The following is a 24142-nucleotide window of genomic DNA, read 5'->3' on the forward strand; positions in this document are numbered from 1 at the left end:
GGGGCGCGGCCCCGCTTTACCAGACGAAGAAGACCAGATACCAGATGCCCACCATCAGGGCCGTGGGCAGGGCCATGATGGCCTGGGTGGCGATGCGTCGGCCCCAGCCCAGCGCGGCGACCCGGCCCAGGCCCCAGACCAGCCACAGGCTGCCGAGACTGCCCAGGGTCAGCAGCGTGGTGCGGAAATAGGGCAGCCAGCCGAGCCAGAAGCCTTCGGCCTTGAGGTGGGTCACCGTCAGCATCGATAGCCCCAGGATCACGCTGGCGGCGGCCATGGGGGCCAAGGCCAGGGTGTAGCGCTGCCAGGTGAGGGCGGTGTGTCGGGCCGCCAGGCTGGCTAGGCGCGCCCCCAGCCAGAGCAGGCTGCCGAGGAGGAAACCGCCGCCCAGCAGGTAGCCCAGGACCAGGGCGCCGTCCAGCCAGGTGAACAGGTCGTTGGCGTCCGGGTAGTGGGTGAGCAACCACCAGGGCACGTCGCTGTCCAGCAGCAGGAAATAGTTGTGCTCCACCAGCCAGTCGGCGAGGAATAGCTTGACTGACAGCAGCCAGGGACTGACGGTCCATTGGAAGGCGGCGGTGGCGACGCCGAGCACGCCGTAGAGCAAGGTCAGGGCGTCGGGCGTCCGCGCCTGGGTGCCGATGTCGAGCACCTCGGCGAAGGGCGAGCGCCAGGAGTAGGCCACCGCGTCCCGCTGCCCGGCGCAACGGCCACAGGCATGACATTCGGAGGCACTGGTCATGCGCCGCACGTCGATCAGGGGTGCGCAATTGACGGGCTCGAAGGCCTCGTGGTGCTTGTCCCAGGCGGCCCGGTCCACCTTGTAGTGCAGGGGGGCGATCTTGGCCAGCACGGCGAAGACGCCGGAGGCGGGGCACAGGTAACGGCACCAGATGCGCTTTTCCCGACCATAGAGCAGGCCGATGACGATGGCGGCGATGGTGGAGCCGCCCAGCACCAGCAGGGCGGCTTGGGGATATTCATAAACGCTCACCAACTGGCCATACACCGTGGTGCAAACGAAGGCGACGAAGGGCCAACCGGACCACTTGAGCCAACTGGGCAGGGCCTTGCCGCGGCCGTACTTGCTGATCCATTCGGAGATGAAGCCTTCCGGGCAGAGCATGCCGCACCAGACCCGGCCCAGACTTACCGTGGCGATCATGACGCCGGGCCACCACAGGCCCCAGAAACAGAACTGGGCGAAGAGCCGCAGGTTGTCCCAGATATGCGCGCCTTCCGGCGGCAGGGGGAGAAAGGCGGGCAGGATCACCAGGGCCGCGTAAACGACCACCACCACCCATTGGGTGGCGATGATGGGGGTGCGATGGCGACGTAGGAACAGCCCGAGTTTTTCCAGGCGTCCCTTGGGGGCTTGCGGGTGGAAGGTGATTACCTGTTCATTCACGGCGTAGGCGACGGGAAGCAAAGAAGACGGCGGACCAGTACAAGGCCCAGGCCAGCAGGGTGCTGAGGGCCGGACGGGCACGGTAGCCGGCGAAATCGGCCACCAGCTTGCCGGCGGTGGTGGTGTCGTCGACGATGGCCGAACTGTCCCATACCGGGTCCATCAGGGGGGGCAGCCAGCCGCTGCCGATCAGCCGGTCCACGGCGGAAACGAGCAGGGCCGAGGCCAGGACCAGCAGCAAGATGGACGACAGGCGCAGCAGCAGGCCGATGTTGAGGCGGGCCAGGCTCTTGGCGGCAAGCAGGGCGGTCACGGCGGCGGCGGCGAAGCCGACCACGGCGCCCACGGCGAGGGCGCTCAATTCGCCGCCCTGGGCCAGCCCGTAGAGGAAGATCACGGTTTCCGCGCCTTCCCGCGCCACGGCCAGGGCCGCCACCACGGCGACGCCCCAGTAGCCGGATTTCTCGGCGGCGCTGCTGAGGTCCTGGTGCAGTCGGGTCTTCATTTGCCGGCCGTGTTTTTTCATCCACAGCACCATCTGGGTGATGAGGGCGGCGGCCACGAACAGGGTGGCGATCTGGAACAGTTCCAGGGCGTTGCCGGTGAGTTCGTCCTGCACCGTCAGCAACGCCCAACCCAGCAGCAGAGCGAGGCCGACGCCGGCGGCCAGGCCGGCAAACAGGGCGTGGCGGCCACGGCCGGAGTCGTCGTTAACCTTGAGCCAGGCGTAGAGGATGCCGGCGATCAGGAAGGCCTCGAGACTTTCGCGCCACACCACGAAGAGGGCGTTACCCATGGCAGCCTCCTTACCTCGCCACGATCCGGCCCTGGCCGGTGTCGGGATGGAAGTCGTCGAAGAACTTGTAGGTGCCGGGTTTCATCGGGAAGAACACCAGGCTGCGGGTGACGCCGGGGGCCAGCACCAGTTCCTTCTTCAGTTCGAGACTCTCGAATTCCGTGGCCCCGGGGCCTTCGTTCTTCACCTCCAGGCGAAACCGGGTGTTGGCGGGCACTTCGACGGTTTCGGGATAGAAGCGGCCGTTCTTCATCAGCAACTGGAAGGTCGGCAGATCGTCGGCCATGGCACTGAATGTCGGAAGCAGGACAGCGAGGGCCACGGAAAAGAGCGTTTTTTTCATGATGAGGCCTTAGTAAGCAATATTCGCACGCAGGGCGAAGACCTTGACCGCCTTGGCATCCGGATTACCCGCCGCGTTGGTGATGTACTGGAAGTCCGGCGACAACTCGAACTGGGGCGACATGCGGTAGCGGTAGTAAAGCTCGGTGACCTTTTCCGCGCCTTCCGGCGTGAAGGTGTAGGCCGCCTGGCTCTTGTTTCCATCCAGCCAGGCGGTGGCCGTGCTGTTGCGATAGCCCTTGCCCGATTGCAGCCAAGCGGTGGCTACGCCGATGGAGTCGGCGCCCCGGCTCCAATAGCCGCCGGAGAATTCCGCGCCCAGGGTCAGGGCCTGGTTGAACTTGAGTTCGCCCTTGACCAGCTTGCCGTAGCGGGTGAACAGGTTCACGCCATCCCCCACGCGCTGGTCGATGGAAATGCCGACGCCGGTGTGGCGGGCCTGGGTGTCGTCGAAGTCGTTGCCCTGACTGCGGTTCCACAGATAGGCCCGGTAATTGCCGTTGAGGCCGCCGAACAGCTTGAGCTGTTGTTCGGCCTGGAGCATGACCAGGGGCGAGGACAGACTGCGCTGGTAGTTGGCGCCCTTGCTGCCGGCGCCGAAGATGCCCAGGGACAGCTTCCAGGGCTGGGTCTTGTCGAAGTAGTTGCGATAGGCGGCGATGAAACCCGGCTGGAAACCGTTGGCATCGACGCCAACTTCGCCACCCGCATCGAGCAGGGGGTTGTGGACGAAGATCGAACTGAGGAACTGCTTGGACTCGTCGCCGGCGGCGGTGTTCTGGTCGAAGAAACCGAAGATGTCCATCTTGCCGAAGGTCAGCTCCAGGGTTTCCCGCGAGTAGGGCTTGAAGCCGCCGTAGGGCAGGGGAATCGCCGCTTGGTACCAGGCCTGGCCCAGAATGGCCACCGAGTTGTCGGGGTCGAGACCCGAGGCGCGGAAGGCCATGGCGTTGGGGGCGCTGGCGAAGTGGCCCAGGTTGGTGAAGGCGTTGTTGAGGCCCTGACCCTGGCCGAAGCGGATGTGGGCGAACAGCTTGTGCTCGATGTCGCTGATGGGCGCCAGGGGCAGTTCCACCGACATGTCGGCCCGGTAGTTGAGCTGGCTGACGCCGTTCTCGACGCCGCGCGGCAGGCCCCGGGCGGTCTGCGCCACGGTGACGAGGGAGGCGCCCACCTTGATGCCGTCGAAGGACTCGGCGATCTTGGCGGCCTTCTTCATGTTGAGGGCGTCCTTTTCAACGGCCTTCAGGCGCACGGTCAGGTCGGGCTCCTCCTCGGACAGGCGAGGGCTGTCCAGGGCGACGGCAATGCGCTCGTTCTCACCCTTGAGGGCTTTGACTTCCTTTTCCAGCGCGGCGTTCTGGGCTTCGAGCTTTTCCAGCCGGTTCATCAGCTTTTCCAGCAGGGCCGGGCTGGGCGCGGCGGTCGGGGCGGCGAAGGCAGGCAGCACCACCCCTGCTGCCATCAGGGCAGCAGTCAGTCGTGTCAGCTTCATGATCAGTACCCGCCTTTTTTGCCGATGCCGACGTAGGTGAATTCGTATTCAACCTCGAAGGGCTTGAACCAGGGGCGAACGCCAGTGGCGCGGTCGGTGTGGCGACCGAAATGGGAATGGGGATTGGCGGAAGGCGGCAGGATGGTGTACTTCACCTTGTACTTGCCCGGGCCGGCCAGCTTGATGTTGTCGCCGTAGTGGGGACCGTCGTTGGCCACCATGGGCATGAAGTCGCCGGCGACCTTGTAGTCGCCGCCGATCTTGCTGACTTCGAACTTCACGGCCAGATAGGGAATCCAGGCGCCTTCCTCGAAACCGTTGGGGTTGTTGGACAGGGCGTGGATGTCGGCTTCGATGTGGATGTCGGATTCGGAGGCCTTGCGCATCATGCCGTCCGGTTCCATTTCGATGGGTTGCAGGTAAACCGCGGCGATTTCCATGCCGGCCCGCTGCTGGGGCACCCCGATGGGGTATTCCAGGGCCAGGGCAGGGGCGGACAGGGTTGCGGCGAAGGCGAGCACAGCAAGGATTTTTCGGGTGGACGACATGTTCAACTCCTGAAATCTCTGGCTGGCTGACCGGGAGCGCCGTGGCGCTGCGCCTAGGTGACTGGCTGGCTTGAGGACTGCATTGATAGAGGGCGATGCCTGTCGAAATCGTGGCCGGGAAAATGCCGCCATCCCGAGAGTCCACCCTTCTCCCGCATCAAGGAGGTTCCGACCGCGAACCATGGCGGCAGTATATCAATAAGAATTATTCTTATTAAGAGGCCGCGATCATCACAGGGTCAAGTGTTGTTTGGACGGCACGAGGGCCCATAGGGGCCGGCCGGGGCTTGGCAGGCCGCCGGGCCAAGGGGAGGGCGGGATTATTCGGTGGCGAGGTCGTCCACGACGGGCAGCAGGGCCGTTTCCATCTCCTGGCGGCCCTGGGGCGAGGCCATGGCGATCAGGGCGTAGCCCGGTCGCAGCAGGAAATCGCCGGTGGGATTGAACATCCACTCGCTGCCGGTGCGGACCGCCAGCAGGATGAAATTGGGGCTGTGCAGGCTCAGGTTGGCGAGGGGCGTGGGCTCGAATTCGCGGGGCACCACTACTTCTTCCACCCGCAGCCGATGCTCGGAGCGCAGCATTTCGTCGAGGAAGGACACCACCTGGGGCCGGATCATGGCCGAGGCGATGCGCATGCCGCCGGTGAAGTCGGGGGACACCACAGTGTCCGCGCCGGCTTTTTTCAGTTTTTCCACATTGCGCACCTCGTTGCAGCGGGCGACGATACGGATGTTCGGATTGAGCTGCTTGGCGGTGAGGGTGATCATCAGGTTGCGGCTGTCGTCGCCGGTGACGGCGAACACGCCCCGGGCGTCGGCCAGATAGGCGGCCACCAGCAGGTCGTCGTCGCTGGCGTCGCCGGCCAGATAGAGCAGACCGGGATATTTTTCCTGAGCTTCCTCCAGCCGGACCTCATCCGGGTCGATGGCGACGAAGTGGCGGTTGGTCTGCACCAGCTCGTGGGCCACGTTGCGGCCGACGCGGCCGAAGCCGCAGATGATGAAGTGGTTGTGCAGTTTGCGTATCTGCTTTTCCATGCGCCGTCTCCGCAAGGTGTCGTCCAAGTCCCCTTCCAGGAAGAAGACCGAAAAACTGGTGAACAGGAAGGTGAGGGTACCGAAACCGCCCAGGGCGACGAAGCCGGCAAACAGGCGCTCCCCCAGGGTGTCGATGCGCACCATTTCACCGTAGCCCACGGTGGTGATGGTGATCAGGGTCATGTACAGGGCGTCCGACCAGTCGGCGATGGGTTCCGTCAGGTAACGGAAGCCGAGGGTCGAGGTGGCGATGAGGAACAGCAGGATGCCCAGGGAAATATAGATGCGCACCAGGATGCGGGGCAGCTGGTTGTTCCTGACCTTGGGCTTGATGTGCTCGAAGCGGTTGATCCTGGGTTCCACGGCTGGGGAGTTCCTGTGTTGCACGGGCGCCGCCTTGGCGGGCGGGGTGCAGTGTAACCCGTAACGCCCGGCCTGGCGCTCGTCGGGGGCGCCCCGTGACCGTAGAATCCCAAAATATGACAACGGGAATCATTGCCTTCGCCCTCGGCATTGCCTGCCTGCAATGGCAAGCTACGCTGCCCGGCTGGACCGGGTTGACGGCGGCGGGTGCGCTCGGTGTCGCGCTGTGCCTGCCGCGGGCCTGCCGTCGCCATCGGCTGATCCTCTGGGGCGGCGCTTTCCTGCTGGGCCTGGCCTGGGCCGGACTCTGCGCCCAACAGCGCATGGCCGATGCCCTGGCCGAGGCGTTGGAGGGCCGCGACGTGGCCGTGGTCGGGGTGGTCGCGGCCATGCCCCAGCGTTTCGAGAACGGCTGGCGTTTCGTCTTCCGGGTCGAGCAGGCGCCCGTCGGTGTTCCCGGCTTGATTTCCCTGGCCTGGTACCAAAGCCGGCAACTGGACGAGGCCGGCGAATCCCTGCCCCTGGAGACCGTCCATGCCGGCGAGCGTTGGCGCTTTACCGTGCGCCTCAAGCGGCCCCATGGCAACCTGAATCCCCACGGTTTCGATTACGAGGCCTGGCTGCTGGAGCAGGGCCTGCGTGCCACCGGCTACGTCCGCGCCAGCGCCGGTTATGAGCGTCTGGCGACCTTCGTGCCCAGCCCCATGAACCGCATCGAGCGCTGGCGCGAGGCCGTGCGCGGCCGCTTCGAGGCCATCCTCGGCGACAGCCCGGCCAAGGGCGTCCTGGTGGCCCTGGCCGTGGGCGATCAACGCGGTATCGCCCAGTCCCAGTGGCAGGATTTTTCCCGTACCGGGCTGACCCACCTGTTCAGCGTTTCCGGTTTGCACATTACCCTGGTGGCCGGCCTCGTCTATAGCTTGACGGCTTTCTTTTGGCGTCGTTCGCCGCGGCTGGTCCATTGCCTGGCAACCCCTCGGGCGGCGGCCTTGGCCGGCATGGTCACGGCCTGGGGATATGCCCTGCTGGCGGGTTTCGCGGTACCGGCGCAGCGCACCTTTTATATGCTGGCGGTGGTGGCCGCCGCCCTGGCGGCGCGGCGTACCGTGGCCAGCCACCAGGTGCTGGCCTTGGCCCTCGGCGTCGTGCTGGTGCTCGACCCCTGGGCCGTGTTGTCGGCCGGGTTCTGGCTGTCTTTCGGTGCCGTGGCGCTGCTGTTTTACGTCGGCAGTGCACGGGTGGGGGAAGAGCCACGCGGGCATGGCTGGCTGTCCGCTTGGGGCCGCGCCCAGTGGGCCATGACGGCGGGCATGGTGCCCCTGCTGTTGGCCCTGTTCCAGCAGTTTTCCCTGGTGTCGCCCCTGGCCAACGCTTTCGCCATTCCCCTGGTGAGCTTCATCATCACCCCCTTGGCCTTGGCCGCCATGGTGCCTGGGTTGGGTGGCTTGCTGCCCCTGGTGGCCTGGCTCACCGATCGGCTGCTGGACGCGTGCCACTACCTTGCGGCCAGTCCCTGGGCCGTCTGGCAGCAGGCCGCGCCGCCGCCCTGGGCCCTGGCCTTCGCCTTGCCCGGCGTGCTCTGGCTGCTGGCGCCCCGGGGGGTTCCCGCCCGTTGGCTGGGGGCGGTGTTGTGCCTACCCCTGTTCCTGCTACCGCTCGAACGGCCGGTGGCGGGCATGGCGAAAGTGGTGGTGTTGGACGTGGGCCAGGGCTTGGCGGTCCACGTGCAGACGGCGCGCCACGATCTGCTGTTCGACACTGGTCCCTTGTTTTCGCCCGAGGCCAACAGCGGCAATCGCATCATCGTTCCCTATCTGCGGGCGGTCGGCGTGACGCGTCTCGACGGGCTGGTGGTGAGCCATGCCGACAAGGACCACTCCGGTGGCGCCGCCTCGGTGTTGGAGGCGGTGTCCACAACCTGGATGATCCATGCCCTGCCGGCACACCATGAACTGCTGGCCCAGGCGTCGGCTGCCCGGCCTTGCTTCGATGGACAGGAATGGACTTGGGACGGTGTGCATTTCAGCGTGCTGCATCCGGTGTTCGCCCGCCATGACGAGCCGACACGCAAAAGCAACGACATGAGCTGTGTGCTGAAAGTGACGACTTCGTCGGGCAGCGTCCTGATTCCCTCCGACATCGAGGCAGCTTCGGAAGCGGAACTCCTGGCGCGGCACGCGGACCTGGCGGCGGACGTGCTGGTGGTGCCCCATCACGGCAGTCGCACGTCCTCCACCGAGGCCTTCATCACCGCCGTGACCCCGCGCCTGGCTTTGTTTCCCGTCGGCTATCGGAACCGCTTTGGTCATCCCAAGGAGGACATCGTCGCCCGCTACGGTGCGGTGGCCCAAGGGCGAACCGATTTTGATGGCGCCCTCACGGTCACCTTCGACCAAAACGGTCCGCTCCTGGTGAGGGAACGCGAGGGGCAACGGCGCTATTGGCATGGGCGGTGAACAACGGGCCGGTTGCTCACAGAACTTGTGGACAAGCCTGGGGGCCGTTGTTGAGAACCCGGTTTAAGTGATTGCCGGTCCTGGGCTTTTTCGCTTTGCCCGTTTTATGGGCAACGGCGGTGTCGGGAGCCCCGGCTGGGCGTTCTGGTTCTTTTTGTCGTGAAAAAGCCGCCGCCATCCCCGGCGTTGAGGGCCTGGACGAGGGGGATTGGGCACTTCTACACAGAAGCTGTGGACAACCCTGGGGGGCGTTGTTGAGCAGGCGACTTAAGTGGCTGCCGAGGCTGGGCTTTTTGTGCCTGCTCGTTTTCCGGGCAAGGGTGGCGTGCCTCAGCTAGCCGTGTGTTCCCGGTACTCCAGGTGGAAGCTGGCGCTGTCGTCTTGGGCCAGGGCTGCCACGATCAGGGGTAGGCATTCCTTGAGGGTGGCCTCCAGGGTCCAGGGCGGATTGGCGATGAACATGGTGCTGCCGTGCATGCCGAAGCCGTCTTCTGCTGGGGCTGCCACGGTGATGCCCACGGTGAGGTGGCTCTTCATGGGCAGCTTGGCCAGCTTTTCCGGCAACTGGCGGGCGTCGCCCCGTTGCAGTTGGGGCACCCACACCGCGTAGGTGCCAGTGGGGAAACGGGACAGCCCTTCCTTGAGGGTCATCAGGGTGCGCAGGTAGTCCCGCTTGTCCTCGTAGGAGGGGTCCATCAACACCAGGCCGCGTCGGGGCGGCGGCGGCAGCACCGATTTGATCTCGGCAAAACCGTCGGCCTGGCGGATGGCGTAGCGCTTGTTCTGGTCGGGGAAGCGCCGGGCCATGGTGTTGGCCAGGTTCTTCACGTCGGTGCTGTGCAGCTCGAACAGCCGCAGGCGGTCGTCGTCCCGCATCAGGCGCAGGGCCAGCCAGGGCGAGCCGGGGTAGTAGCGGGGGCGGTCGCTCTTGCCGTTCAGTTCCTTCACCAGGGCCACGTAGTCGGCCAGGGCCGGGGGCAGGTCGTCCCGCTGCCAGAGGCGGCTGATGCCCGTCTCGTATTCCGCGTTCTTGGCGGCATGATCGTCTTGCAGGGCGTAGAGCCCGGCGCCGGCATGGGTGTCCACCACCCAGTAGGGCTTGTCCTTCTGGTTGAAATAGCGCAGCAATTGCACCAGGACGAAGTGCTTGAGGACGTCGGCGTGATTGCCGGCGTGGAAGGCGTGACGATAACTAAGCATGCTCGAAAAGGCGGCAAAGGGTGGGGATGACGGGGCGCAACAGTACCACGGGTAAAATCCCCGGATGAACTCTTCCGACAATCAGCCCCCCAAGCCCCGCTTCCGCAAGGTGGCGGCCGCGTCCGCCGCCGCGCCCTCATCGTCCTCGTCTGCTTCCCGTCCGGCGGGAGACAATCCCCTCGGGGTGCGGGTTTCCAAGCTCATGGCCGAGCGCGGCCTGTGTTCCCGGCGCGAGGCCGACGGCTACATCGAGCAGGGCTTGGTGTTCGTGGACGGCAAGCGCATCACCGAGCTGGGCACCCGTGCCGATCCCAAGGCCGTTATCACCCTCGACAAGGGGGCCAAGGTGCAGCAGGGGCGGCGCGTCACCATTCTGCTCAACAAGCCCATCGGCTACGTCTCCGGCCAGGCCGAGGACGGTTACCAACCGGCCGCCGTGCTGATCAAGCCGGAAAACCAGTTCGGTCAGGATCGGGACATCCGCTTCAGCGCCGCCCACTTGCGCGGCCTGGCGCCGGCCGGTCGGCTGGACATCGACTCCACCGGTCTGCTGGTGCTGACCCAGGACGGTCGCATCGCCCGGCAATTGATTGGCGACGACTCCGAAGTGGAAAAGGAATACCTGGTCCGGGTCGAGGGCAAGCTGGTGGAAAACGGTTTGAAACTCCTCAATCACGGCCTAAGCTTGGATGGCAAACCCCTGCGTCCGGCGAAGGTTTCCTGGTCCAACGAGGACCAGTTGCGTTTCGTCTTGCGGGAAGGCAAAAAGCGGCAGATTCGCCGCATGTGCGAGTTGGTGGGGCTGAAAGTGGTGGGCTTGAAGCGGGTGCGCATCGGGCGCATCCCCCTCAGCGACCTGCCCCTGGGACAGTGGCGTTATCTGCGGGAAGGCGAGAAGTTCTAAGAAAAGGTCGCGCTGTTTTAATCGGCGTCAAAACCTGTTGTCATGCCCCGGCGGATAATTGCCTCTATGCAAAGGAGGAGCGGCCATGACAAATACAAGCAGACTGACCATGATCGAGTTGATCGAGCGGGAGTTCGACCTGCGGCTGAGACTCGAGGAACTGGAAATCCAGCGGTGCGAGGAAAACGCCCAGGAAAGGGCCCACACCGGCGCCCAGTACGCCAAGGTCAAGGCCGACTTGGCCGAGGTGCGCAAGGCGGCTGAAGTGGCGACTAAAGTATCCAGTGCGCCCAGCACCGGCAAGTAAGTCCGGCCTGTCGCACGTGTCCTAGACGGTCCACGCGCCGTCGCGGTACACCACCGCGTCGTCGAGGCGGAAGCACTCGGTCAAGACGAAGACGTCCACGTGGTACTTGGCGTCTGCGCGCTTGATCTGGGGCTTGTCGTAGCTCATGTGCTTGCAGCCGAGGGATAGGTGGATGCCGCACATGCGTTCGTAGGTGCCGATGTCGTGCACCGTCACGGTCGGGCTGAAGGCCCGGTTGAGGCCGAAGCCCAGTTCCCGCACCCAGATTTCGCCCTCTTCGGCGCGGATGTCCTCCAGCACCGCCGCGAAGGCCGGGGTGGCGTCCTCGGTGGCGACGACCCGGCCCCGGCGCACGGTCAGCGTGATGGGCTGGGGCGGCAGGTTCACGGAAAAATCCTGGTCGCCGAAGGCGTAGATGCGCACCTTGCCATCTACTGTTTCCAGGTCGAGGGATTCGGTGAACACCTCGCCGATGGGAAACTGGCCGCCGACGTTCTTCATTTCCCGGTAGTTCCCCACGTTCAGCTTGGCCCCTTCCAGGGGCCCCGCCAGGGTCAGCAGAGCGCCGTTGCCGCTGTCGATGACGCCGCCACGGGCAGTGTCGATGTGGCGCTTGAGGGCCAGCCCGGTGGTGCGGAAATAATCGCCCTCGTAGGCCAATGAGGCCACGTAGCGGTCGGCCTCGTCGGCCTTCATCCGCGCCAGGTGGGGGTGTTCCACCACCTTGAGGCCGCGTTTGAACAACTCGACGCGGATGCGGAAGGCCTCCAGGCGGAAACTGGTGGATTGGATCAGCACCACCAGGTCGCCGGCCGACAACGCGGCGAAGGCGGCCAGCACCGCGTCTGCCGTCACCGCGTCGAAATCGATGAAGCGGGCGGTGGGCAGGCTGCGGCGATAGGCTTCCGTCACCGTGGCGGCCAGGGCGCATTGCCGGTCGAAGACCACGACGGCCCGGAGCTCCGGGCTGTGCTCGATGGCCTGGGCCAGGATGTCGGCCACGTGACCCGCCGCCGTTGCCACGAGGGCGGGGTCGATCGGGATAGAAGCGTCGGTCGCGGGAAGGGCAGCAGTGGCGGACATGGCGGAAAACAAGATGGACAGCCCGCCATTATCGCCCCGATGGGGTCATGGCCTCTGCTTTTTAGGCGGCGACAGCAAAGCGAAACGAAACTGGCGGTAGAGTACCGCCTTTGTTTTCCCGACACCCTTGCCATGATGCGTACGCTTTTTTGCTGTCTTTCCCTGTCTAGTCTGCTGGTGGCCTGCGGCCCGGTGCAGGACACCCGCCCCGGTCAGCCCGTGGCCCATCGCCAGGCCGCCTTCAAGGCGATGCTGAAAACCTTCGAACCCATGGGCGTGATGTTGCGGGAAGAGGATTTCAAGGCCGACCGCTTCCGCGAACTGGCCAAGGACCTGGTAACCAAACGCGAGGGACCATGGCAGTACTTCGGTGCCGACACCAACTATCCCCCCAGTCATGCCAAGGCCGGCGTTTGGGAAACGCCGGAAAAATTCGAGTCGGCGAAGCAGGAATTCATGACCGCCACCGACCAATTGCTGGTCGCGGCGGAGAAGGGCGAGCGCGGTCCGGTGGAAAAGGCCTACAGCCGGGTGCATGAGTCCTGCAAGGCCTGCCACAAGCAGTTCAAGGACTGAGCCGGATCGTCGGTGTGCCTGAGAGGGGGCCGTAGGCACATCTTGAAGCATTAAACTTAAGTATTAAGGCCCTATTTGTGTTATGGTCGGCTAATATAGTTTGAGAGACGCGCCGGACGGGCATTGCACCGTTTCCGGCATGGGAATCCCATCACAACATGACCTGGTCCCCAATGTAGGGATCGGGCCTGCCATTAGCCCCCATGAAACGCCATATCACCCCGACCGCCGTAGAACGTCGCATGCGCGACGGAGATTTCATCGTTTCCAAAACCGATGCAAAGGGGCGCATTCTTTACGGCAATCCGATCTTCATCGAATTTTCAGGCTATACCGAAAGCGAATTGCTGGGCGCGCAGCACAACATCGTGCGCCATCCCGACATGCCCCGTTCCGTCTTCAAGCTTGCCTGGGACACCATCGGCCAGGGCAAGGAATTCTTCGGTTATGTCAGGAATATGGCCCAAGACGGTAGCTACTATTGGGTATTGGCCCACATCACCCCGGACTATGATGATCGAGGTCAGATCGTGGGGTATACCTCGGTGCGGCGCTGCCCCACGCCCAAGGCGATTGCGGCGGTAGAGCCCTTGTACAAGGCGATGCTGGAAGCCGAGCGCCAGGCCGGCGCCAAGGATGCGATTGCTGCCGGCACGGCGGTACTCATGGACTTTTTGAAAAAGGCAAACCTGAGCTATGACGAACTGGTCTTCTCGCTTTAAGTTCCTGGCGCTGGTGCCCTTGGCGGCAGCCGGTGCGCTGGCCTTTTATCAGCCCTGGGCCAGCGTCGGGTGCATCGTGGCGGGCATTGTTCTGGTCCTGGCCGGTTCGCGGCAAGGGGGCAACGATGAAACCCTGGTCAATCTGAACAAACTGCTGCAAAAAATCAACGAAGGGGATCTGGTGCACCGCCTGCCCGAAACGGTGGGCAACCCCGTGTTGGACGAGATCCGGATCAACCTCAATTCCGTGCTCGACCAGACCGAAACCACCTTCCGCGAAATCCTTGGCGGCATGAAGGCCTCCGCCGAGGAGCGCACCTTCCGCCGGCTCCAGTCCGGGGGCCTGCACGGCACCTTCCACGACGTGCTGGAAAAGATTCAAGTCATGTTCGACCAGGTGAACCAAAGCCGCGAGGCCACGGCCCGGGAGGCCTTGCTGTCGCGGATTTTCCTGCGCTCGGAAAAGGGCCTGACCAAGGCCATCGACCATACCGTCACCTCCCTGGCCAAGGTGGGCGAAAACTCCGCCCATTCGCAGGAATTGGCGGGCACCTTCGCCGCCTCCGCCACCCGCATGTCGGAAGCCGCCGGTCGCATGTCCTCCGCCCTGGGCAAGGCCCAGGAATCGGCCACCAGCGGCGTGTCTTCCCTGGCCGACCTCAACGTCAAATCGGAAGGCATCCAGCGTATCACCGCCCAGATCGACAGCATCGCCAAGCAGACCAACCTGCTGGCCCTGAACGCTTCCATCGAGGCGGCCCGGGCAGGGGAGAGCGGTCGCGGTTTTGCCGTGGTGGCGGACGAAGTGCGCAAGCTGGCGGACCAGTGCCAGCAGTCCGCGGAACAGATCACCCAGGCGATCGAGGAAATCCTGGCGGCCCTGGGCAGCACCACCGACACCATCGGCCAACTCAACGTCTCCGTCACCTCGGCGCGGGAAACTGCCGACGAGTTCGGCTCCGAGCTGTCCCAGTCGGCCTCCTCGGCGGCCCACGTGGAGGACTTGGCCAGGGAAATCAGCGACGGGGCGCAGGGGGTCACCACCTCCATCGGCCTGGTGGAACTGGCGCAAAAGGCCCGTTCCGACGTCACTGCGATCCTGCACGGCGAGAACGTGCAGATTTCCACCCTGGGCGACATGGAGAAGGAAGTGGTCTCCCTGGTGGAGTCCAAGCGTTGGGTGCGGGGCAGCGAAGACCGGGAAACCCTCATCGGCATCTACGACGCCCTGTTCGCCAACATCGAAAGCCAGATGCATTAAGCGTCTATTTCGGTCGGGATCGCCTGCCGCGCAGCGGGATGTCAGCCTGGTCCATCGCTTGTGCGGATCCAGGCGTCGGGTGCCTTTCTTGGTATTTTCCCTCTCGCAGACCTTCGGCGTGCGGTCACGATTTCATCTGAAATAAGTGAGTGCAAGTCCCCTGACGGCGGATCTTCAGCCCGCCATTGCTGCCCCTGAGGGCAGCGCCTCCCGCCGAAACAAGGCCTGCGCCAGGGCCACGCCCAGCCGGGCCGTGGCGTCCTGGCGCTGCCGGTCCCGCAGTCCATCGCATTCGACGATTTCCAACGCCAGGCAGTCGGGCAGCAAGGCCAGCCCGGTCAGTTGGGCCAGCCATTCATCCGCCGGCTGGCCGCCGGGTACCGGCGAATTCACCCCCGGCGCGACCGTGGGATCGAAAACGTCCAGGTCGATGGAAAGGCCGAACCCGCCCGTGCCCTGACGGACGATGGCCAGGGCCTCTTGTAGGACCGGGCCGAGGCCCCGCTGGCGGATTTCCTCCTGGTCGACAACCCTCACCCCGTAGCGCCGTAGCCGCACCTGTTCCGGCAGTTCCCAACTGCGGGCGCCGATCAGGCAGACGTGGGCGGGGTTGAGCACCGGCCCGGCCGTGCCCGCCGGCCCATCCCCCAGCAGCAGCGCCAGGGGCATGCCGTGGGGATTGCCGCTGGCGCTGTCCTCCGGTGTGTGGGCGTCCAGGTGGGCGTCGATCCAGAGCAGCCCCATGGGCGTGGCGAGGCGGGCCGCGACGGCACGCCAGGTGGCGAAGGCGATGGCGTGGTCGCCGCCCACCACCAGGGGCTGGTGGCCTTGTTCCAGGCTGGCGTCGACCCGTTGTGCCAGGGCGGACCACAGGGTTTCCAGGGCCGCCCAGCGCTGTGCCGCGTCATGGCCCGTCGCCAGGGCGGGCGGCGTCACCGGCGCCTGCCACGTGGCGGTCAGCCCCGCTTGCGTCAGGGCGGTGTGCAAGCCCGCGCGGCGCAAGGCGGCGGGGCCTTGGGCGGCACCGGCATCGGGCGCGCCGAGGGCGCTGGGAACGGGGATCAGGTCGATAGGGCGCATGGTTGGGATGGCAGGGTGGGGGAGGGTTGGGCGCACTCGCCTACATAGCGCAAAGTCATGCCGTTTTGATGACGGCCATTATCGTCCGTCGCCGGCCAGGCAAGGCCCGGGCAGCGCGGCCTTTCTTCGGGTATTTTCGGGAACCTGGCCGTCGTGCCGGGGGTCTTTCTTTCCTTTCATCATCTCGCCAACGCCATCATGCCCCATAGCATCAGTCTGATCACCACCATCGCCGCCGGTCTCGGCATGGCCCTCGTCATGGGCTTCATCGCCGTCCGCTGCAAGTTGCCGGCCCTGGTGGGCTATCTGCTGGCGGGCATTGCCATCGGCCCGGCCACGCCCGGCTTCGTGGCCGACGTGGAACTGTCGGGCCAGTTGGCGGAAATCGGTGTCATGTTGCTGATGTTCGGCGTCGGCCTACATTTTTCCTTGGAAGACCTGCTGGCGGTGCGGCGTATCGCCCTGCCGGGGGCCGTGGCGCAGATCGGCGTCGCCACCCTGATGGGCATGGGCCTGGCCGCCTTCTGGGGCTGGCCTCTGGGGCAGGGCGTCGTGTTCGGCCTGGCCCTGTCGGTGGCCAGCACGGTGGTCCTGCTCAAGGCCCTGGAAAGCCAGGGCGTGCTCGAATCCATGAACGGCCGCATCGCCGTGGGCTGGCTGGTGGTGGAAGACCTGGCCATGGTGCTGGTGCTGGTGCTGCTGCCGCCCCTGGCCGGCTGGCTGGGAGGCATTGCCCCCGCCGGCGGCGAAGGCGGCGAGCTGGGCTGGGCCCTGGCCAAAACCCTGGGCGCCGTCGCCCTGTTCGTCGCCCTGATGCTCATCGTCGGGCGCAAGTTCTTCCCCTGGCTGCTGTGGCAGGTGGCCCGCACCGGCTCCCGCGAGTTGTTCACCCTGTGCGTCATCGCCGCCGCCGTGGGCATCGCCTACGGCTCGGCCAAGCTGTTCGGCGTCTCCTTCGCCCTCGGGGCCTTCTTCGCCGGCATGGTGCTGCGCGAATCCGAGTTCAGCTATCGCGCCGCCGAGGAATCCCTGCCCTTGCAGGACGCCTTCTCGGTGCTGTTTTTCGTGTCCGTGGGCATGCTGTTCGACCCGGCCATCCTGGTCCAATCGCCCCTCAAGGTGGCCCTGGTGGTGGCGATCATCCTGGTCGGCAAATCCGTCGCGGCCTTTTGCATCGTGCTGTTGTTCCGCTATCCCCTCAACACGGCCCTCACCGTTTCCGCCAGTCTGGCCCAGATCGGCGAGTTCTCCTTCATCCTCGCCGGCCTGGGCATGCAACTGGGGCTGCTCACCGGCGAAGGCCAAAGCCTCATCCTGGCCGGCGCCTTGATTTCCATGGCCCTCAACCCCCTCGTCTTCCACAGCGTCGCCCCCTTGCAGCGCTGGATACGGGCCCGCTCCAGCCTGGCCCGCCTGTTGGAACAGCGCGACGATCCCCTCGCCACCCTGCCCACGACCACCAGCGAGGCCTATTTGCAAAACCAGGTGGTGCTGGTGGGCTACGGCCGCGTCGGCCGCCGCATCGGCGAGGCTCTTCTGGCCGCCAACATCCCCTTCGTGGTGGCCGAGCGCAACCGGGAAGCGGTGGAATCCCTACGCGCCAAGGGCCTGCAAGCCGTCAGCGGCGACGCCGCCGATCCGGCGGTACTGATCCAGGCCCACATCGCCCGTGCCCGCCTGCTGGTGGTGGCGACCCCGGACGCCTTCGACGTGCGGCAGATGGTGGAAACCGCCCGCACCTTGAATCCCGGCATCGAGATCGTGGTGCGCACCCACAGCGATGACGAAGCCGAATTGCTGATGAAGGAAAAGGTGGGCAAGGTCTTCATGGGCGAGCATGAACTGGCCTTGGGCATGACGCGGTTTGTGTTGGAGCGGATGAGGGCTTAAGGCCTTTGGGACAGCAGCAATCGGCCAATTTCGGTCAGTCTTAAATGGCAGCTCCGGGATGCGTGAAACATGTTGGTTATGCATCATTGCTCTTCTGAAGTTGAGCAGAAAAGATGACTAGCTGTGAGATGATAAGCAGATAATCCACTGGCATGAACGATCGATACATCGAGGAAGGCAGTAGGCATGAGAACCGTTTATGGCGTTGCACTAGAGATCGGCGATCAATCCGACGTTACAGCCTCGCTGAGCTACGTCGGCCAGTGGATACAGGACTGGTACCTGCGCCAACGACTCTCCGTTGACGTGTTTCAGAACCTTGGGGAAGGAGACTTAGAGATCAGTCCCGCTGAAGGGCATCAGTTCTCCATTCGACACCACGCCACTAAGGAAGCTCCAGGCGAACAACTGATTGACCTACGGTGGGCATATCCAGATCAATACGACAAGAGCCTGGGATGGGTCATCACCCTATCCCTGCTCCGGCAAGGTGATGAACTGCTGTTGTCGCTGGACTTGGCCGTGACAGGCTTACAACTGATGATAGCGCCTGCAAATGTCAAGCTCGGTTCGCCGCGGGTCATCCGTGACATTGCACGTCTTCGCTCAATACGCCTTGAAGGCCACCCTTACAACCTCACTCCCGAGCTTGTTGGCGCAGAGCACGTCGAGTTGCTTGTGAGTGAAATGACGGATTCAACTCGTCCATACCCCATCGTTCTCGTGTCGAGGCGCGTGCATGATGACGTGCCCTTGGTTAACTCAAATGAGCTAGCAGAACGTCTTGCAGGCGTGGCCAAGGTTTATGAGTTGGCCGACAAGTGGGCAGCGTTCAGTCTGACAGAAGAAGTCGGCAAGACCTTGTCTTGCTTTGGCGGCGCTGTTCGCCTCTACTGGCCTCGCTTCAATGACAAGGCTGATCCGGTCACGCATCCGCTCTGGATGCCCTGGCAGTTCAAAGATGCAGATGCTACCGAGCGTACGCTCGGTAGCATCTGCAATATGGTCTTTGACGCGGCTGCCTTCAGGCATGTAGAGCCCATCGCTATCTCGCGAATTCGCTCGGTGGCAGAGCGAGAAGCACGTGAGACAGCTCGCAACAGCGGAACGAAGTCTGAACACGAACTCCTCGACGACCTCATTGAGGTGGAGCGGAAACTCACGGCAGCACAGGCCAGCAACGCAGAGCTGGTGCAAGAGAACAAGATCTTGCGCGAGAATGCCGCAGCCATCGTGGCGCATACCGCTTGGAAGGACCTGACGCCTCCTGCCTCACAGGTACAAGCACCAGTTTCCGTCCCGGAACCTGTAGTTCCAGCGAATGTCGAAGAGGCCGTGCAACAGGCAGAAGCTAGATTCAAGAACGTCCGCTTCCTACCGTCTGCCCATTCTTCCGCTTCTGCTTCCCCCTACAAACAGCCCGAGCGTGTGCAGGAAGCGCTTGCGGCTCTGGAGGAAGTAGCGTCGATCTGGGCCAATACTGTCGGCTCAGGAAAAGCAGGTGGCTCCCTTCGCCAGCTTTTCAAAGCGCGAGGCTTTGACTATGCAGATGATGTATCGCAGACATCTAAGAGCAAATGGGGCAGCGAGTACACTGCAACTTACAACGGGCAGGAGTTGGACATCTCACCACACATCACCCTGGGCGCTAAGCAGCCCGACACTTGTATCTCTATTCACTGGGCGTGGCACAAGGAGGAGAAGATTGCGCTGGTAGCGCACGTGGGGCGCCACAAGACCAATACTAAGACCTAGATTTGGTCTGCTTCCGGGGGCTGGAGTCGCAGGCGGCGAAGTCTGCTTAGTGTCGTAAGAAGCCAAATCATTGAATGAAGAAAGCCACCCTCGGGTGGCTTTTTGTTAGGGAGTTACCAGCCTCACGCGTAAGCCGGTGCAAACGCCGCTTCGGGGTTTTCCACCGGACCATTCCCGCTCCAGTAGGGGGACAGCTTGCGCAGCTGAGCCACAATGGGGGGCACGGCCTCGATCACGCGGTCGATTTCTTCCTCGGTGTTGTAACGGGAGAGGGAGAAACGGGTGGTGCCGTGAGCGGCGGTGTAGGGGATGCCCATGGCGCGCATGACGTGGGAGGGTTCCAGGGAGCCGGAGGTGCAGGCGGAACCTGAGGAAGCGGCGATGCCCATCTTGTTCAGCAACATGAGGATGGCTTCGCCTTCAATGTACTCGAAGGCGATGTTGCAGGTGTTGGGCAGGCGGTTGCCGTTGGGGCCGGCGTCGCCGGTGGCGAAGGCGTGGGTGACGTTGGCCAGGATGCCGGCTTGCAGCTTGTCGCGCAGGCGCTTCACTTCGGTGTTTTCGTGGTGCAGGTTCTGCATGGCCAGTTCACAGGCGACGCCGAGGCCGACGATGGAGGCGGCGTTCTCGGTGCCGGCACGACGGCCACGCTCCTGGTGGCCGCCCCGCAGCAGGGGACGGAAGCGGGTGTTGCGGCGCAGGTAGAGCACGCCGATGCCCTTGGGGGCGTGGAGCTTGTGGCCGGACAGGGACAGCATGTCGATCTTGGTGTCCTTCAGGCTCATGGGAATCTTGCCCACGGCCTGCACGGCGTCGGTGTGGAACTGGATACCCTTGGCGTGGGCCAGTTCGGCCATTTCCTCGACGGGGAAGATGGTGCCGGTTTCATTGTTGGCCCACATGGCGGAGACGATTGCGACCCGGTCGTTGAGCAGGGACTTGTATTCGTCGATGTCGATGCGGCCGCGCTTGTCCACGCCCAGCTTTTGGACGATATAGCCTTCTTTTTCCAGGTATTCGCCCAGGCTGAGGATGGCCGGGTGCTCGACGGCGGTGGTGATGATCTGGTTGCGCTCGGGCTGGGCCTTGATGGCGGAGAGGATGGCGGTGGAGTCGGATTCGGTGCCGCAGGAAGTGAACACGATTTCGGAATCGTGCTCGGCGCCCAGCAGGGTTTGCACCTTCTTGCGGGCTTCCTTGATGGCGCCGCCCACCTTGTTGCCGAAGCTGTGCATGGAGGAGGGGTTGCCGAACTGCTCGGTGAAGTAGGGCAGCATGGCTTCCACCACGGCGGGGTCACAGGCGGTGGTGGCGTTGTTGTCGAGGTAGATGGGTTTCATGGCGCGCTCTCTGAAGGAGCCCGTTCGTGCTGAGTTTGTCGAAGCATGAACGGGCGGGATTCTTGTCTAGCCGTTCGCCCTTCGACAAGCTCAGGACGAACGGAAACCCTAAACGTTTTTTAGTGAATCTCGGTCAGCAACTTGGCGGGCAGCAGGCGGATGAACTCGCCCAGGGCCTCGATCAGCTTCTGCTGGACGCCGCCCAGGGTGGCTTGTTCCATCATGCAACCGGCGCAGGCGCCCTTGAGGTTCACGTAGATGTCCTTGCCGGACACCTCGACGATTTCGATGTCGCCGCCGTCCTTGATCAGCATGGGGCGGATGGACTCCACCACTTCCTCGATCTTGCGCATGCGTTGGTAGCTGGTCAGCTGGGGCTTGGCCTCGGGCTTGGGCTCCGCCTTGGGGGCCGGTGCGGCAGCGGCGGCGGGCGCGGTTTCCTTGACCACCTTGGCGATGATCTCTTCGATCTGCTCGTGGCAGGCGGAGCAGCCACCGCCGGCCTTGGTGTAGTTGGTGACTTCTTCCACCGTGGTCAGGCTGTTGGCGCGGACGGTGTCTTCGATCATCACGGCGTCGATGGCGAAGCACTTGCAGACCAGGGCGCCTTCTTCGTGGTCGTCGGTCCACACTTCGCCGCGGTAGTTGGCCACGGCGGCTTGCAGGGCTTCACGGCCCATGACGGAGCAGTGCATTTTTTCGGGGGGCAGGCCGTCCAGGTAGTCGGCGATGTCCTGGTTGCTGACCTTGAGGGCCTCGTCCAGGGTCATGCCCTTGATGATTTCGGTCAGGGCCGAGGAGGAGGCGATGGCGGAGCCGCAGCCGAAGGTCTGGAAATGGGCGTCGAGGATGACGTCGGTTTCCGGGTCCACCTTGAGCATCAGGCGCAGGGCGTCGCCGCACTTGATGGAACCCACGTCGCCGACGCCATTGGCGTCTTCGAGGGGGCCGGAGTTCTTGGGGTCGAAGAAGTGTTCGCGAACTTTGTCAGAGTAATCCCACATGATGCGTGCTCCCTATTAAGCCGAGAAGGATTGGCCACAGGCGCAGGAGGCGGTGGCGTTGGGGTTGTTGAACTTGAAACCGGTATGGGTCAGGCTGTCCACGAAATCGACGGTGATGCCTTCGATCATGGGCCGGCTCATGGGGTCCACCAACAGGGTGAAACCATCAACTTCCACGGCGAAATCGTCCTCGCCCTTTTCCTGTTCCAGGCGCAGGCCGTATTGCAGGCCGGAACAACCGCCGCCGGAAACGAAAATGCGCAGCCCCGCCACCGGGTTCTCCGAACCCTTGATGAAGCGGTGGATGGCCTTGGAGGCATTGGGTGTCAGGTTGATCATTTGGGTCTCTCCAGTCACTGTTGGGGGTTTATTGGGATATTGTTTGCCGCTGGTTGCCAGTGTTTTTGCAATCCCCATACCACCATGACGTTAATAGGGACTTGGCTTAACCATGCCCCTTGGCTGGCTGCCAGGGCGCAAAGGTGGCTTGTCGCGTTTGCGACAATCGACATTTTCTTGAGGGATTTACTCGGGTTTGTACCGAGTCGTACGGCGCCAGGGTGCGGGCCGCCGAGACGTCCCGCGTCAGCCCAGGATCAGCTCATAGGCCCGGCGGGCCAGGTCGAGTTCGATGGGGTGCAGGCCCCGGGCCTCGGTGAGGCTGATGAACTTGCCCTCGAGGCTTTCCGCCTCGGCAAAAGGGGGATCGATGGCGGTAAAGCGTGCCAGCAGCACGGGCACGACGCCCTCGGGGGTGTCGATCTCGGCGTAGAACTCGGCCTCGGCCTCCAGGCTGCCCGGTGCCAGGCCGAGGCGGTTTTCCGCCGCCCGCAGACAGGCGGCGGGATGGGGGCGGATGCTGGACTTGGCTTCATCCTCCTCCTTGAGGGAGGAGAGGACGGGCATCGGGTCGAAGGCCAGGATGCCCGTGGGCAGGCGCAGGTAGCGGGTGCGGCCGCTGGTGGACTGCTTGTGATAGAGGATCAGGCGGGGCGGCAGCGGGGTGGAGACGGACATGGGGGGCGGACGGTATCTGTGAAACCGTCATTCCCGCTTGCGCGGGAATGACGTTATGACGAGCAGCAGTGCAAGTGACTCACATCGGCATCACATCGGCGTGTCGATCAGGCGCATTTCCATCTTGATCTTGTCCACGTGGCCCCAGGCCACGACGGCTTCCATCCACTGGCCGGGCTTGGTGGGGTGGGGCTGGCAGACGTCCACCTCGCCGTAGATCCAGCCGCCGGGGCGGATGCTGAGGGTGCCGCGCACCTTGCCGGCCCAACGGGCCACCAGGCTTTCCTCGCCGGAAAAGGGATCCTTGGCCGAGGAGAAGTTGGCCTGGTCCCAGCCCAGGCCGGTGAGGCCGATGCCGTGCTTGTCGGCCAGCGCGGTCATGGCGGCGACCACCGTTTCGCCGGCGGTCCGCTCGGCGGCGATCCGTGCCGTCAGGTCGTCGCCGACGATGGCTTGGCTGAGCGGGGCGTTCATGCCGGAGCGTAGGTGTAACAGTCCTTGGGACAGACCCGACCACAGGAACCGCAGCCGATACAGTCCTCGCCGTGGGCGATGGTCATGACCATCATGTTGTCGTCGTCGTCCATATCGTCGTCGGCTTCCATGTCCTCGCCGCGTTCCACCAGGTCCAGCACGTCACGGGGACAGACCTTGTAGCAACGGCCGCAGCCGATGCATTTCTTGGCATCGATGGCAATGGCGAACTCGGGAATCCATTCGGTTCCCCCCTTGGTTTTTCCGGTGATCGAGGCCATGGCATTTATCCTTTCTGCGCGGCGCTAAGTTTGGCGTTGGCTTCCGCCCACAGCTTGCAGGCGTCGTAGGTTTCCTGGGCGATGCCCGGGAGTTTTTCAAAAGCGGCGGGCAGGGAATCCTCGATCAGGTCGTGGAGGACCGAGGCCTTTTCCGTGGCGATGCGCTTGAGCTTCTTGACCTCCTTGTCGAGGTCCTTCAGTTCTTCTTCACTCATGACGGTTCCAATATAAAACCGGACAAAGTCCGCTAATCAGTACCCCCGCCCGGGCGGGGGATTGGGGGTGGGGGCTTGGTTTGCCAAGAGGCTTTGAGCTTCGCTCAAAGACCCGCCACCTCGGAGTGCTTGCCGATCAATTCCAGCGCCACGGCCAAATACTTGTCGGCTTCGTCCTTCATCTTGGACACGCTCTCAAAGCTGAAGCGGTGCACGTCGCGCAGGGTCTTGTCCATCACCACCAGCTTGCCGACGATGATCAGGGCGCGGCCGAAACCTTCGTGGGTGATCTGGATGAAGGGCACGGCCATCTTGCCGCACTCGGTTTCGATCATGACGGCGATGGCGTTGTAGAAGGCCTTGACCCGGGACAGCAGGACGTCGTCGGGATCGCCGATGATGGGGATTTCGCGCTTCTGTTCCTTGGTCAGGATGAAGGGGGCGAGGATGGCTTCGATGGGCTTGCCGTCCCATTGGCCGTAGCTGTCCAGGGCGCGGGTCTGACGGCTGATTTCCTTGGCGAAGGCGGTGGTGTAGATGGGGTCTTGTTCGACGGGGGCGTTCATGGCGTTGTCTCCGGTGGAG

25 protein-coding genes are annotated in these 24142 nt (G+C 64.0%); 8 read left to right on the top strand and 17 right to left on the bottom strand.

What is annotated here, in order from left to right; genetic code table 11:
* Window positions 1–16: 16 nt before the first annotated feature.
* The 6 genes from ACYQ2U_RS12010 to ACYQ2U_RS12035 all read right to left on the bottom strand — a co-directional run bounded on the left by ACYQ2U_RS12010 (window position 17) and on the right by ACYQ2U_RS12035 (window position 5992).
* Window positions 17–1408: a 4Fe-4S binding protein gene (locus ACYQ2U_RS12010; RefSeq protein WP_459950618.1), complete on the bottom strand. Its 1392-nt coding sequence runs from the start codon at window positions 1406–1408 to the stop codon at window positions 17–19.
* Entirely contained in the window at window positions 1401–2204 is an 804-nt protein-coding gene (locus tag ACYQ2U_RS12015; RefSeq protein ID WP_459950619.1) for an FTR1 family iron permease, read from the bottom strand. Before ACYQ2U_RS12015 ends, ACYQ2U_RS12010 begins: the two co-directional genes overlap by 8 nt.
* Window positions 2205–2214: 10 nt before the next feature.
* The gene (locus tag ACYQ2U_RS12020) at window positions 2215–2547 is read right to left on the bottom strand and encodes a cupredoxin domain-containing protein (protein ID WP_459950620.1); all 333 of its coding nucleotides are present in this window, start codon (window positions 2545–2547) and stop codon (window positions 2215–2217) included.
* 9 nt (window positions 2548–2556) lie between these two features.
* Window positions 2557–4041, bottom strand: a complete 1485-nt coding sequence (locus tag ACYQ2U_RS12025; RefSeq protein WP_459950621.1) for a carbohydrate porin — start codon at window positions 4039–4041, stop codon at window positions 2557–2559.
* A 2-nt stretch (window positions 4042–4043) separates the two neighbouring features.
* Window positions 4044–4589 (bottom strand): iron transporter, encoded by a 546-nt coding sequence (locus ACYQ2U_RS12030; protein WP_459950622.1) that lies wholly within the window; start codon window positions 4587–4589, stop codon window positions 4044–4046.
* A 320-nt stretch (window positions 4590–4909) separates the two neighbouring features.
* Window positions 4910–5992, bottom strand: coding sequence for a potassium channel family protein (locus ACYQ2U_RS12035; protein ID WP_459950623.1), 1083 nt, complete (start codon window positions 5990–5992; stop codon window positions 4910–4912).
* A gap of 116 nt (window positions 5993–6108) precedes the next feature.
* Here ACYQ2U_RS12035 and ACYQ2U_RS12040 point away from each other — a divergent pair, with 116 nt between their 5' ends.
* Entirely contained in the window at window positions 6109–8448 is a 2340-nt protein-coding gene (locus ACYQ2U_RS12040; RefSeq protein ID WP_459950624.1) for a DNA internalization-related competence protein ComEC/Rec2, read from the top strand.
* 330 nt (window positions 8449–8778) lie between these two features.
* Here ACYQ2U_RS12040 and ACYQ2U_RS12045 read toward each other — a convergent pair whose 3' ends face one another.
* Window positions 8779–9648: a 23S rRNA (adenine(2030)-N(6))-methyltransferase RlmJ gene (locus tag ACYQ2U_RS12045; protein ID WP_459950625.1), complete on the bottom strand. Its 870-nt coding sequence runs from the start codon at window positions 9646–9648 to the stop codon at window positions 8779–8781.
* 202 nt (window positions 9649–9850) lie between these two features.
* Here ACYQ2U_RS12045 and ACYQ2U_RS12050 point away from each other — a divergent pair, with 202 nt between their 5' ends.
* Both ACYQ2U_RS12050 and ACYQ2U_RS12055 read left to right on the top strand, forming a co-directional pair.
* Complete coding sequence (locus tag ACYQ2U_RS12050) at window positions 9851–10552, top strand: pseudouridine synthase (RefSeq protein WP_459950942.1); 702 nt, start codon at window positions 9851–9853, stop codon at window positions 10550–10552.
* 85 nt (window positions 10553–10637) lie between these two features.
* Window positions 10638–10859 (top strand): hypothetical protein, encoded by a 222-nt coding sequence (locus ACYQ2U_RS12055; protein ID WP_459950626.1) that lies wholly within the window; start codon window positions 10638–10640, stop codon window positions 10857–10859.
* Between the two features lie 21 nt (window positions 10860–10880).
* Here ACYQ2U_RS12055 and ACYQ2U_RS12060 read toward each other — a convergent pair whose 3' ends face one another.
* On the bottom strand, window positions 10881–11942 hold the full coding sequence (locus tag ACYQ2U_RS12060; RefSeq protein ID WP_459950627.1) for a hypothetical protein: 1062 nt from the start codon (window positions 11940–11942) through the stop codon (window positions 10881–10883).
* Between the two features lie 132 nt (window positions 11943–12074).
* Between ACYQ2U_RS12060 and ACYQ2U_RS12065 the strand changes: the two genes are divergently transcribed.
* The 3 genes from ACYQ2U_RS12065 (at window position 12075) to ACYQ2U_RS12075 (ending at window position 14501) form a co-directional block, all read left to right on the top strand.
* A complete protein-coding gene (locus ACYQ2U_RS12065; protein WP_459950628.1) occupies window positions 12075–12518 on the top strand; it encodes a c-type cytochrome in 444 nt (147 codons plus the stop codon).
* A 203-nt stretch (window positions 12519–12721) separates the two neighbouring features.
* Window positions 12722–13240 (top strand): PAS domain-containing protein, encoded by a 519-nt coding sequence (locus tag ACYQ2U_RS12070; protein WP_459950629.1) that lies wholly within the window; start codon window positions 12722–12724, stop codon window positions 13238–13240.
* A gap of 595 nt (window positions 13241–13835) precedes the next feature.
* Window positions 13836–14501, top strand: a complete 666-nt coding sequence (locus tag ACYQ2U_RS12075) for a methyl-accepting chemotaxis protein (protein ID WP_459950943.1) — start codon at window positions 13836–13838, stop codon at window positions 14499–14501.
* Between the two features lie 174 nt (window positions 14502–14675).
* Here the strand turns inward: ACYQ2U_RS12075 and ACYQ2U_RS12080 are convergent, their stop codons facing one another.
* Window positions 14676–15581: an arginase gene (locus ACYQ2U_RS12080; RefSeq protein ID WP_459950630.1), complete on the bottom strand. Its 906-nt coding sequence runs from the start codon at window positions 15579–15581 to the stop codon at window positions 14676–14678.
* Window positions 15582–15779: 198 nt separating this feature from the next.
* On the opposite strand from ACYQ2U_RS12080, the gene ACYQ2U_RS12085 reads away from it, so the two are divergent.
* Window positions 15780–17471 carry a cation:proton antiporter domain-containing protein gene (locus ACYQ2U_RS12085; RefSeq protein WP_459950631.1) on the top strand — a complete coding sequence of 564 codons (1692 nt, stop codon included), beginning with the start codon at window positions 15780–15782 and terminating at the stop codon, window positions 17469–17471.
* A gap of 186 nt (window positions 17472–17657) precedes the next feature.
* A complete protein-coding gene (locus tag ACYQ2U_RS12090; RefSeq protein ID WP_459950632.1) occupies window positions 17658–19226 on the top strand; it encodes a hypothetical protein in 1569 nt (522 codons plus the stop codon).
* A 122-nt stretch (window positions 19227–19348) separates the two neighbouring features.
* On the opposite strand, the gene nifS is transcribed toward ACYQ2U_RS12090, so the two are convergent.
* From nifS to ACYQ2U_RS12130, 8 genes are all read right to left on the bottom strand, one after another.
* Entirely contained in the window at window positions 19349–20566 is a 1218-nt protein-coding gene (gene nifS / locus ACYQ2U_RS12095) for a cysteine desulfurase NifS (RefSeq protein WP_459950633.1), read from the bottom strand.
* Between the two features lie 119 nt (window positions 20567–20685).
* Complete coding sequence (gene nifU / locus ACYQ2U_RS12100) at window positions 20686–21570, bottom strand: Fe-S cluster assembly protein NifU (protein WP_459950634.1); 885 nt, start codon at window positions 21568–21570, stop codon at window positions 20686–20688.
* A gap of 15 nt (window positions 21571–21585) precedes the next feature.
* The gene (locus ACYQ2U_RS12105) at window positions 21586–21909 is read right to left on the bottom strand and encodes a HesB/IscA family protein (RefSeq protein ID WP_459950635.1); all 324 of its coding nucleotides are present in this window, start codon (window positions 21907–21909) and stop codon (window positions 21586–21588) included.
* A 246-nt stretch (window positions 21910–22155) separates the two neighbouring features.
* A complete protein-coding gene (locus tag ACYQ2U_RS12110) occupies window positions 22156–22587 on the bottom strand; it encodes a hypothetical protein (RefSeq protein ID WP_459950636.1) in 432 nt (143 codons plus the stop codon).
* Between the two features lie 90 nt (window positions 22588–22677).
* Window positions 22678–23061 (bottom strand): hypothetical protein, encoded by a 384-nt coding sequence (locus ACYQ2U_RS12115; protein ID WP_459950637.1) that lies wholly within the window; start codon window positions 23059–23061, stop codon window positions 22678–22680.
* Entirely contained in the window at window positions 23058–23342 is a 285-nt protein-coding gene (fdxB, locus tag ACYQ2U_RS12120) for a ferredoxin III, nif-specific (RefSeq protein WP_459950638.1), read from the bottom strand. The genes ACYQ2U_RS12115 and fdxB overlap by 4 nt, the downstream gene beginning before the upstream one ends.
* A gap of 5 nt (window positions 23343–23347) precedes the next feature.
* Window positions 23348–23557 (bottom strand): CCE_0567 family metalloprotein, encoded by a 210-nt coding sequence (locus tag ACYQ2U_RS12125; protein ID WP_459950639.1) that lies wholly within the window; start codon window positions 23555–23557, stop codon window positions 23348–23350.
* A gap of 104 nt (window positions 23558–23661) precedes the next feature.
* Window positions 23662–24123 carry a NifX-associated nitrogen fixation protein gene (locus ACYQ2U_RS12130; protein ID WP_459950640.1) on the bottom strand — a complete coding sequence of 154 codons (462 nt, stop codon included), beginning with the start codon at window positions 24121–24123 and terminating at the stop codon, window positions 23662–23664.
* Window positions 24124–24142: the final 19 nt, after the last annotated feature.

The sequence above is a fragment of the Denitratisoma sp. agr-D3 genome (assembly GCF_054658675.1).

Bases quoted from the DNA above. Each gene is read 5' to 3' on its own strand.
- ACYQ2U_RS12015 (WP_459950619.1), bottom strand. From the start codon at position 2,204: ATGGGTAACGCCCTCTTCGTGGTGTGGCGCGAAAGTCTCGAGGCCTTC.
- ACYQ2U_RS12020 (WP_459950620.1), bottom strand. From the start codon at position 2,547: ATGAAAAAAACGCTCTTTTCCGTGGCCCTCGCTGTCCTGCTTCCGACA.
- ACYQ2U_RS12025 (WP_459950621.1), bottom strand. From the start codon at position 4,041: ATGAAGCTGACACGACTGACTGCTGCCCTGATGGCAGCAGGGGTGGTG.
- ACYQ2U_RS12030 (WP_459950622.1), bottom strand. From the start codon at position 4,589: ATGTCGTCCACCCGAAAAATCCTTGCTGTGCTCGCCTTCGCCGCAACC.
- ACYQ2U_RS12040 (WP_459950624.1), top strand. From the start codon at position 6,109: ATGACAACGGGAATCATTGCCTTCGCCCTCGGCATTGCCTGCCTGCAA.
- ACYQ2U_RS12045 (WP_459950625.1), bottom strand. From the start codon at position 9,648: ATGCTTAGTTATCGTCACGCCTTCCACGCCGGCAATCACGCCGACGTC.
- ACYQ2U_RS12050 (WP_459950942.1), top strand. From the start codon at position 9,851: ATGGCCGAGCGCGGCCTGTGTTCCCGGCGCGAGGCCGACGGCTACATC.
- ACYQ2U_RS12055 (WP_459950626.1), top strand. From the start codon at position 10,638: ATGACAAATACAAGCAGACTGACCATGATCGAGTTGATCGAGCGGGAG.
- ACYQ2U_RS12060 (WP_459950627.1), bottom strand. From the start codon at position 11,942: ATGTCCGCCACTGCTGCCCTTCCCGCGACCGACGCTTCTATCCCGATC.
- ACYQ2U_RS12065 (WP_459950628.1), top strand. From the start codon at position 12,075: ATGATGCGTACGCTTTTTTGCTGTCTTTCCCTGTCTAGTCTGCTGGTG.
- ACYQ2U_RS12070 (WP_459950629.1), top strand. From the start codon at position 12,722: ATGAAACGCCATATCACCCCGACCGCCGTAGAACGTCGCATGCGCGAC.
- ACYQ2U_RS12075 (WP_459950943.1), top strand. From the start codon at position 13,836: ATGTCCTCCGCCCTGGGCAAGGCCCAGGAATCGGCCACCAGCGGCGTG.
- ACYQ2U_RS12080 (WP_459950630.1), bottom strand. From the start codon at position 15,581: ATGCGCCCTATCGACCTGATCCCCGTTCCCAGCGCCCTCGGCGCGCCC.
- ACYQ2U_RS12085 (WP_459950631.1), top strand. From the start codon at position 15,780: ATGCCCCATAGCATCAGTCTGATCACCACCATCGCCGCCGGTCTCGGC.
- ACYQ2U_RS12090 (WP_459950632.1), top strand. From the start codon at position 17,658: ATGAGAACCGTTTATGGCGTTGCACTAGAGATCGGCGATCAATCCGAC.
- nifS (WP_459950633.1), bottom strand. From the start codon at position 20,566: ATGAAACCCATCTACCTCGACAACAACGCCACCACCGCCTGTGACCCC.
- nifU (WP_459950634.1), bottom strand. From the start codon at position 21,570: ATGTGGGATTACTCTGACAAAGTTCGCGAACACTTCTTCGACCCCAAG.
- ACYQ2U_RS12105 (WP_459950635.1), bottom strand. From the start codon at position 21,909: ATGATCAACCTGACACCCAATGCCTCCAAGGCCATCCACCGCTTCATC.
- ACYQ2U_RS12110 (WP_459950636.1), bottom strand. From the start codon at position 22,587: ATGTCCGTCTCCACCCCGCTGCCGCCCCGCCTGATCCTCTATCACAAG.
- ACYQ2U_RS12115 (WP_459950637.1), bottom strand. From the start codon at position 23,061: ATGAACGCCCCGCTCAGCCAAGCCATCGTCGGCGACGACCTGACGGCA.
- fdxB (WP_459950638.1), bottom strand. From the start codon at position 23,342: ATGGCCTCGATCACCGGAAAAACCAAGGGGGGAACCGAATGGATTCCC.
- ACYQ2U_RS12125 (WP_459950639.1), bottom strand. From the start codon at position 23,557: ATGAGTGAAGAAGAACTGAAGGACCTCGACAAGGAGGTCAAGAAGCTC.
- ACYQ2U_RS12130 (WP_459950640.1), bottom strand. From the start codon at position 24,123: ATGAACGCCCCCGTCGAACAAGACCCCATCTACACCACCGCCTTCGCC.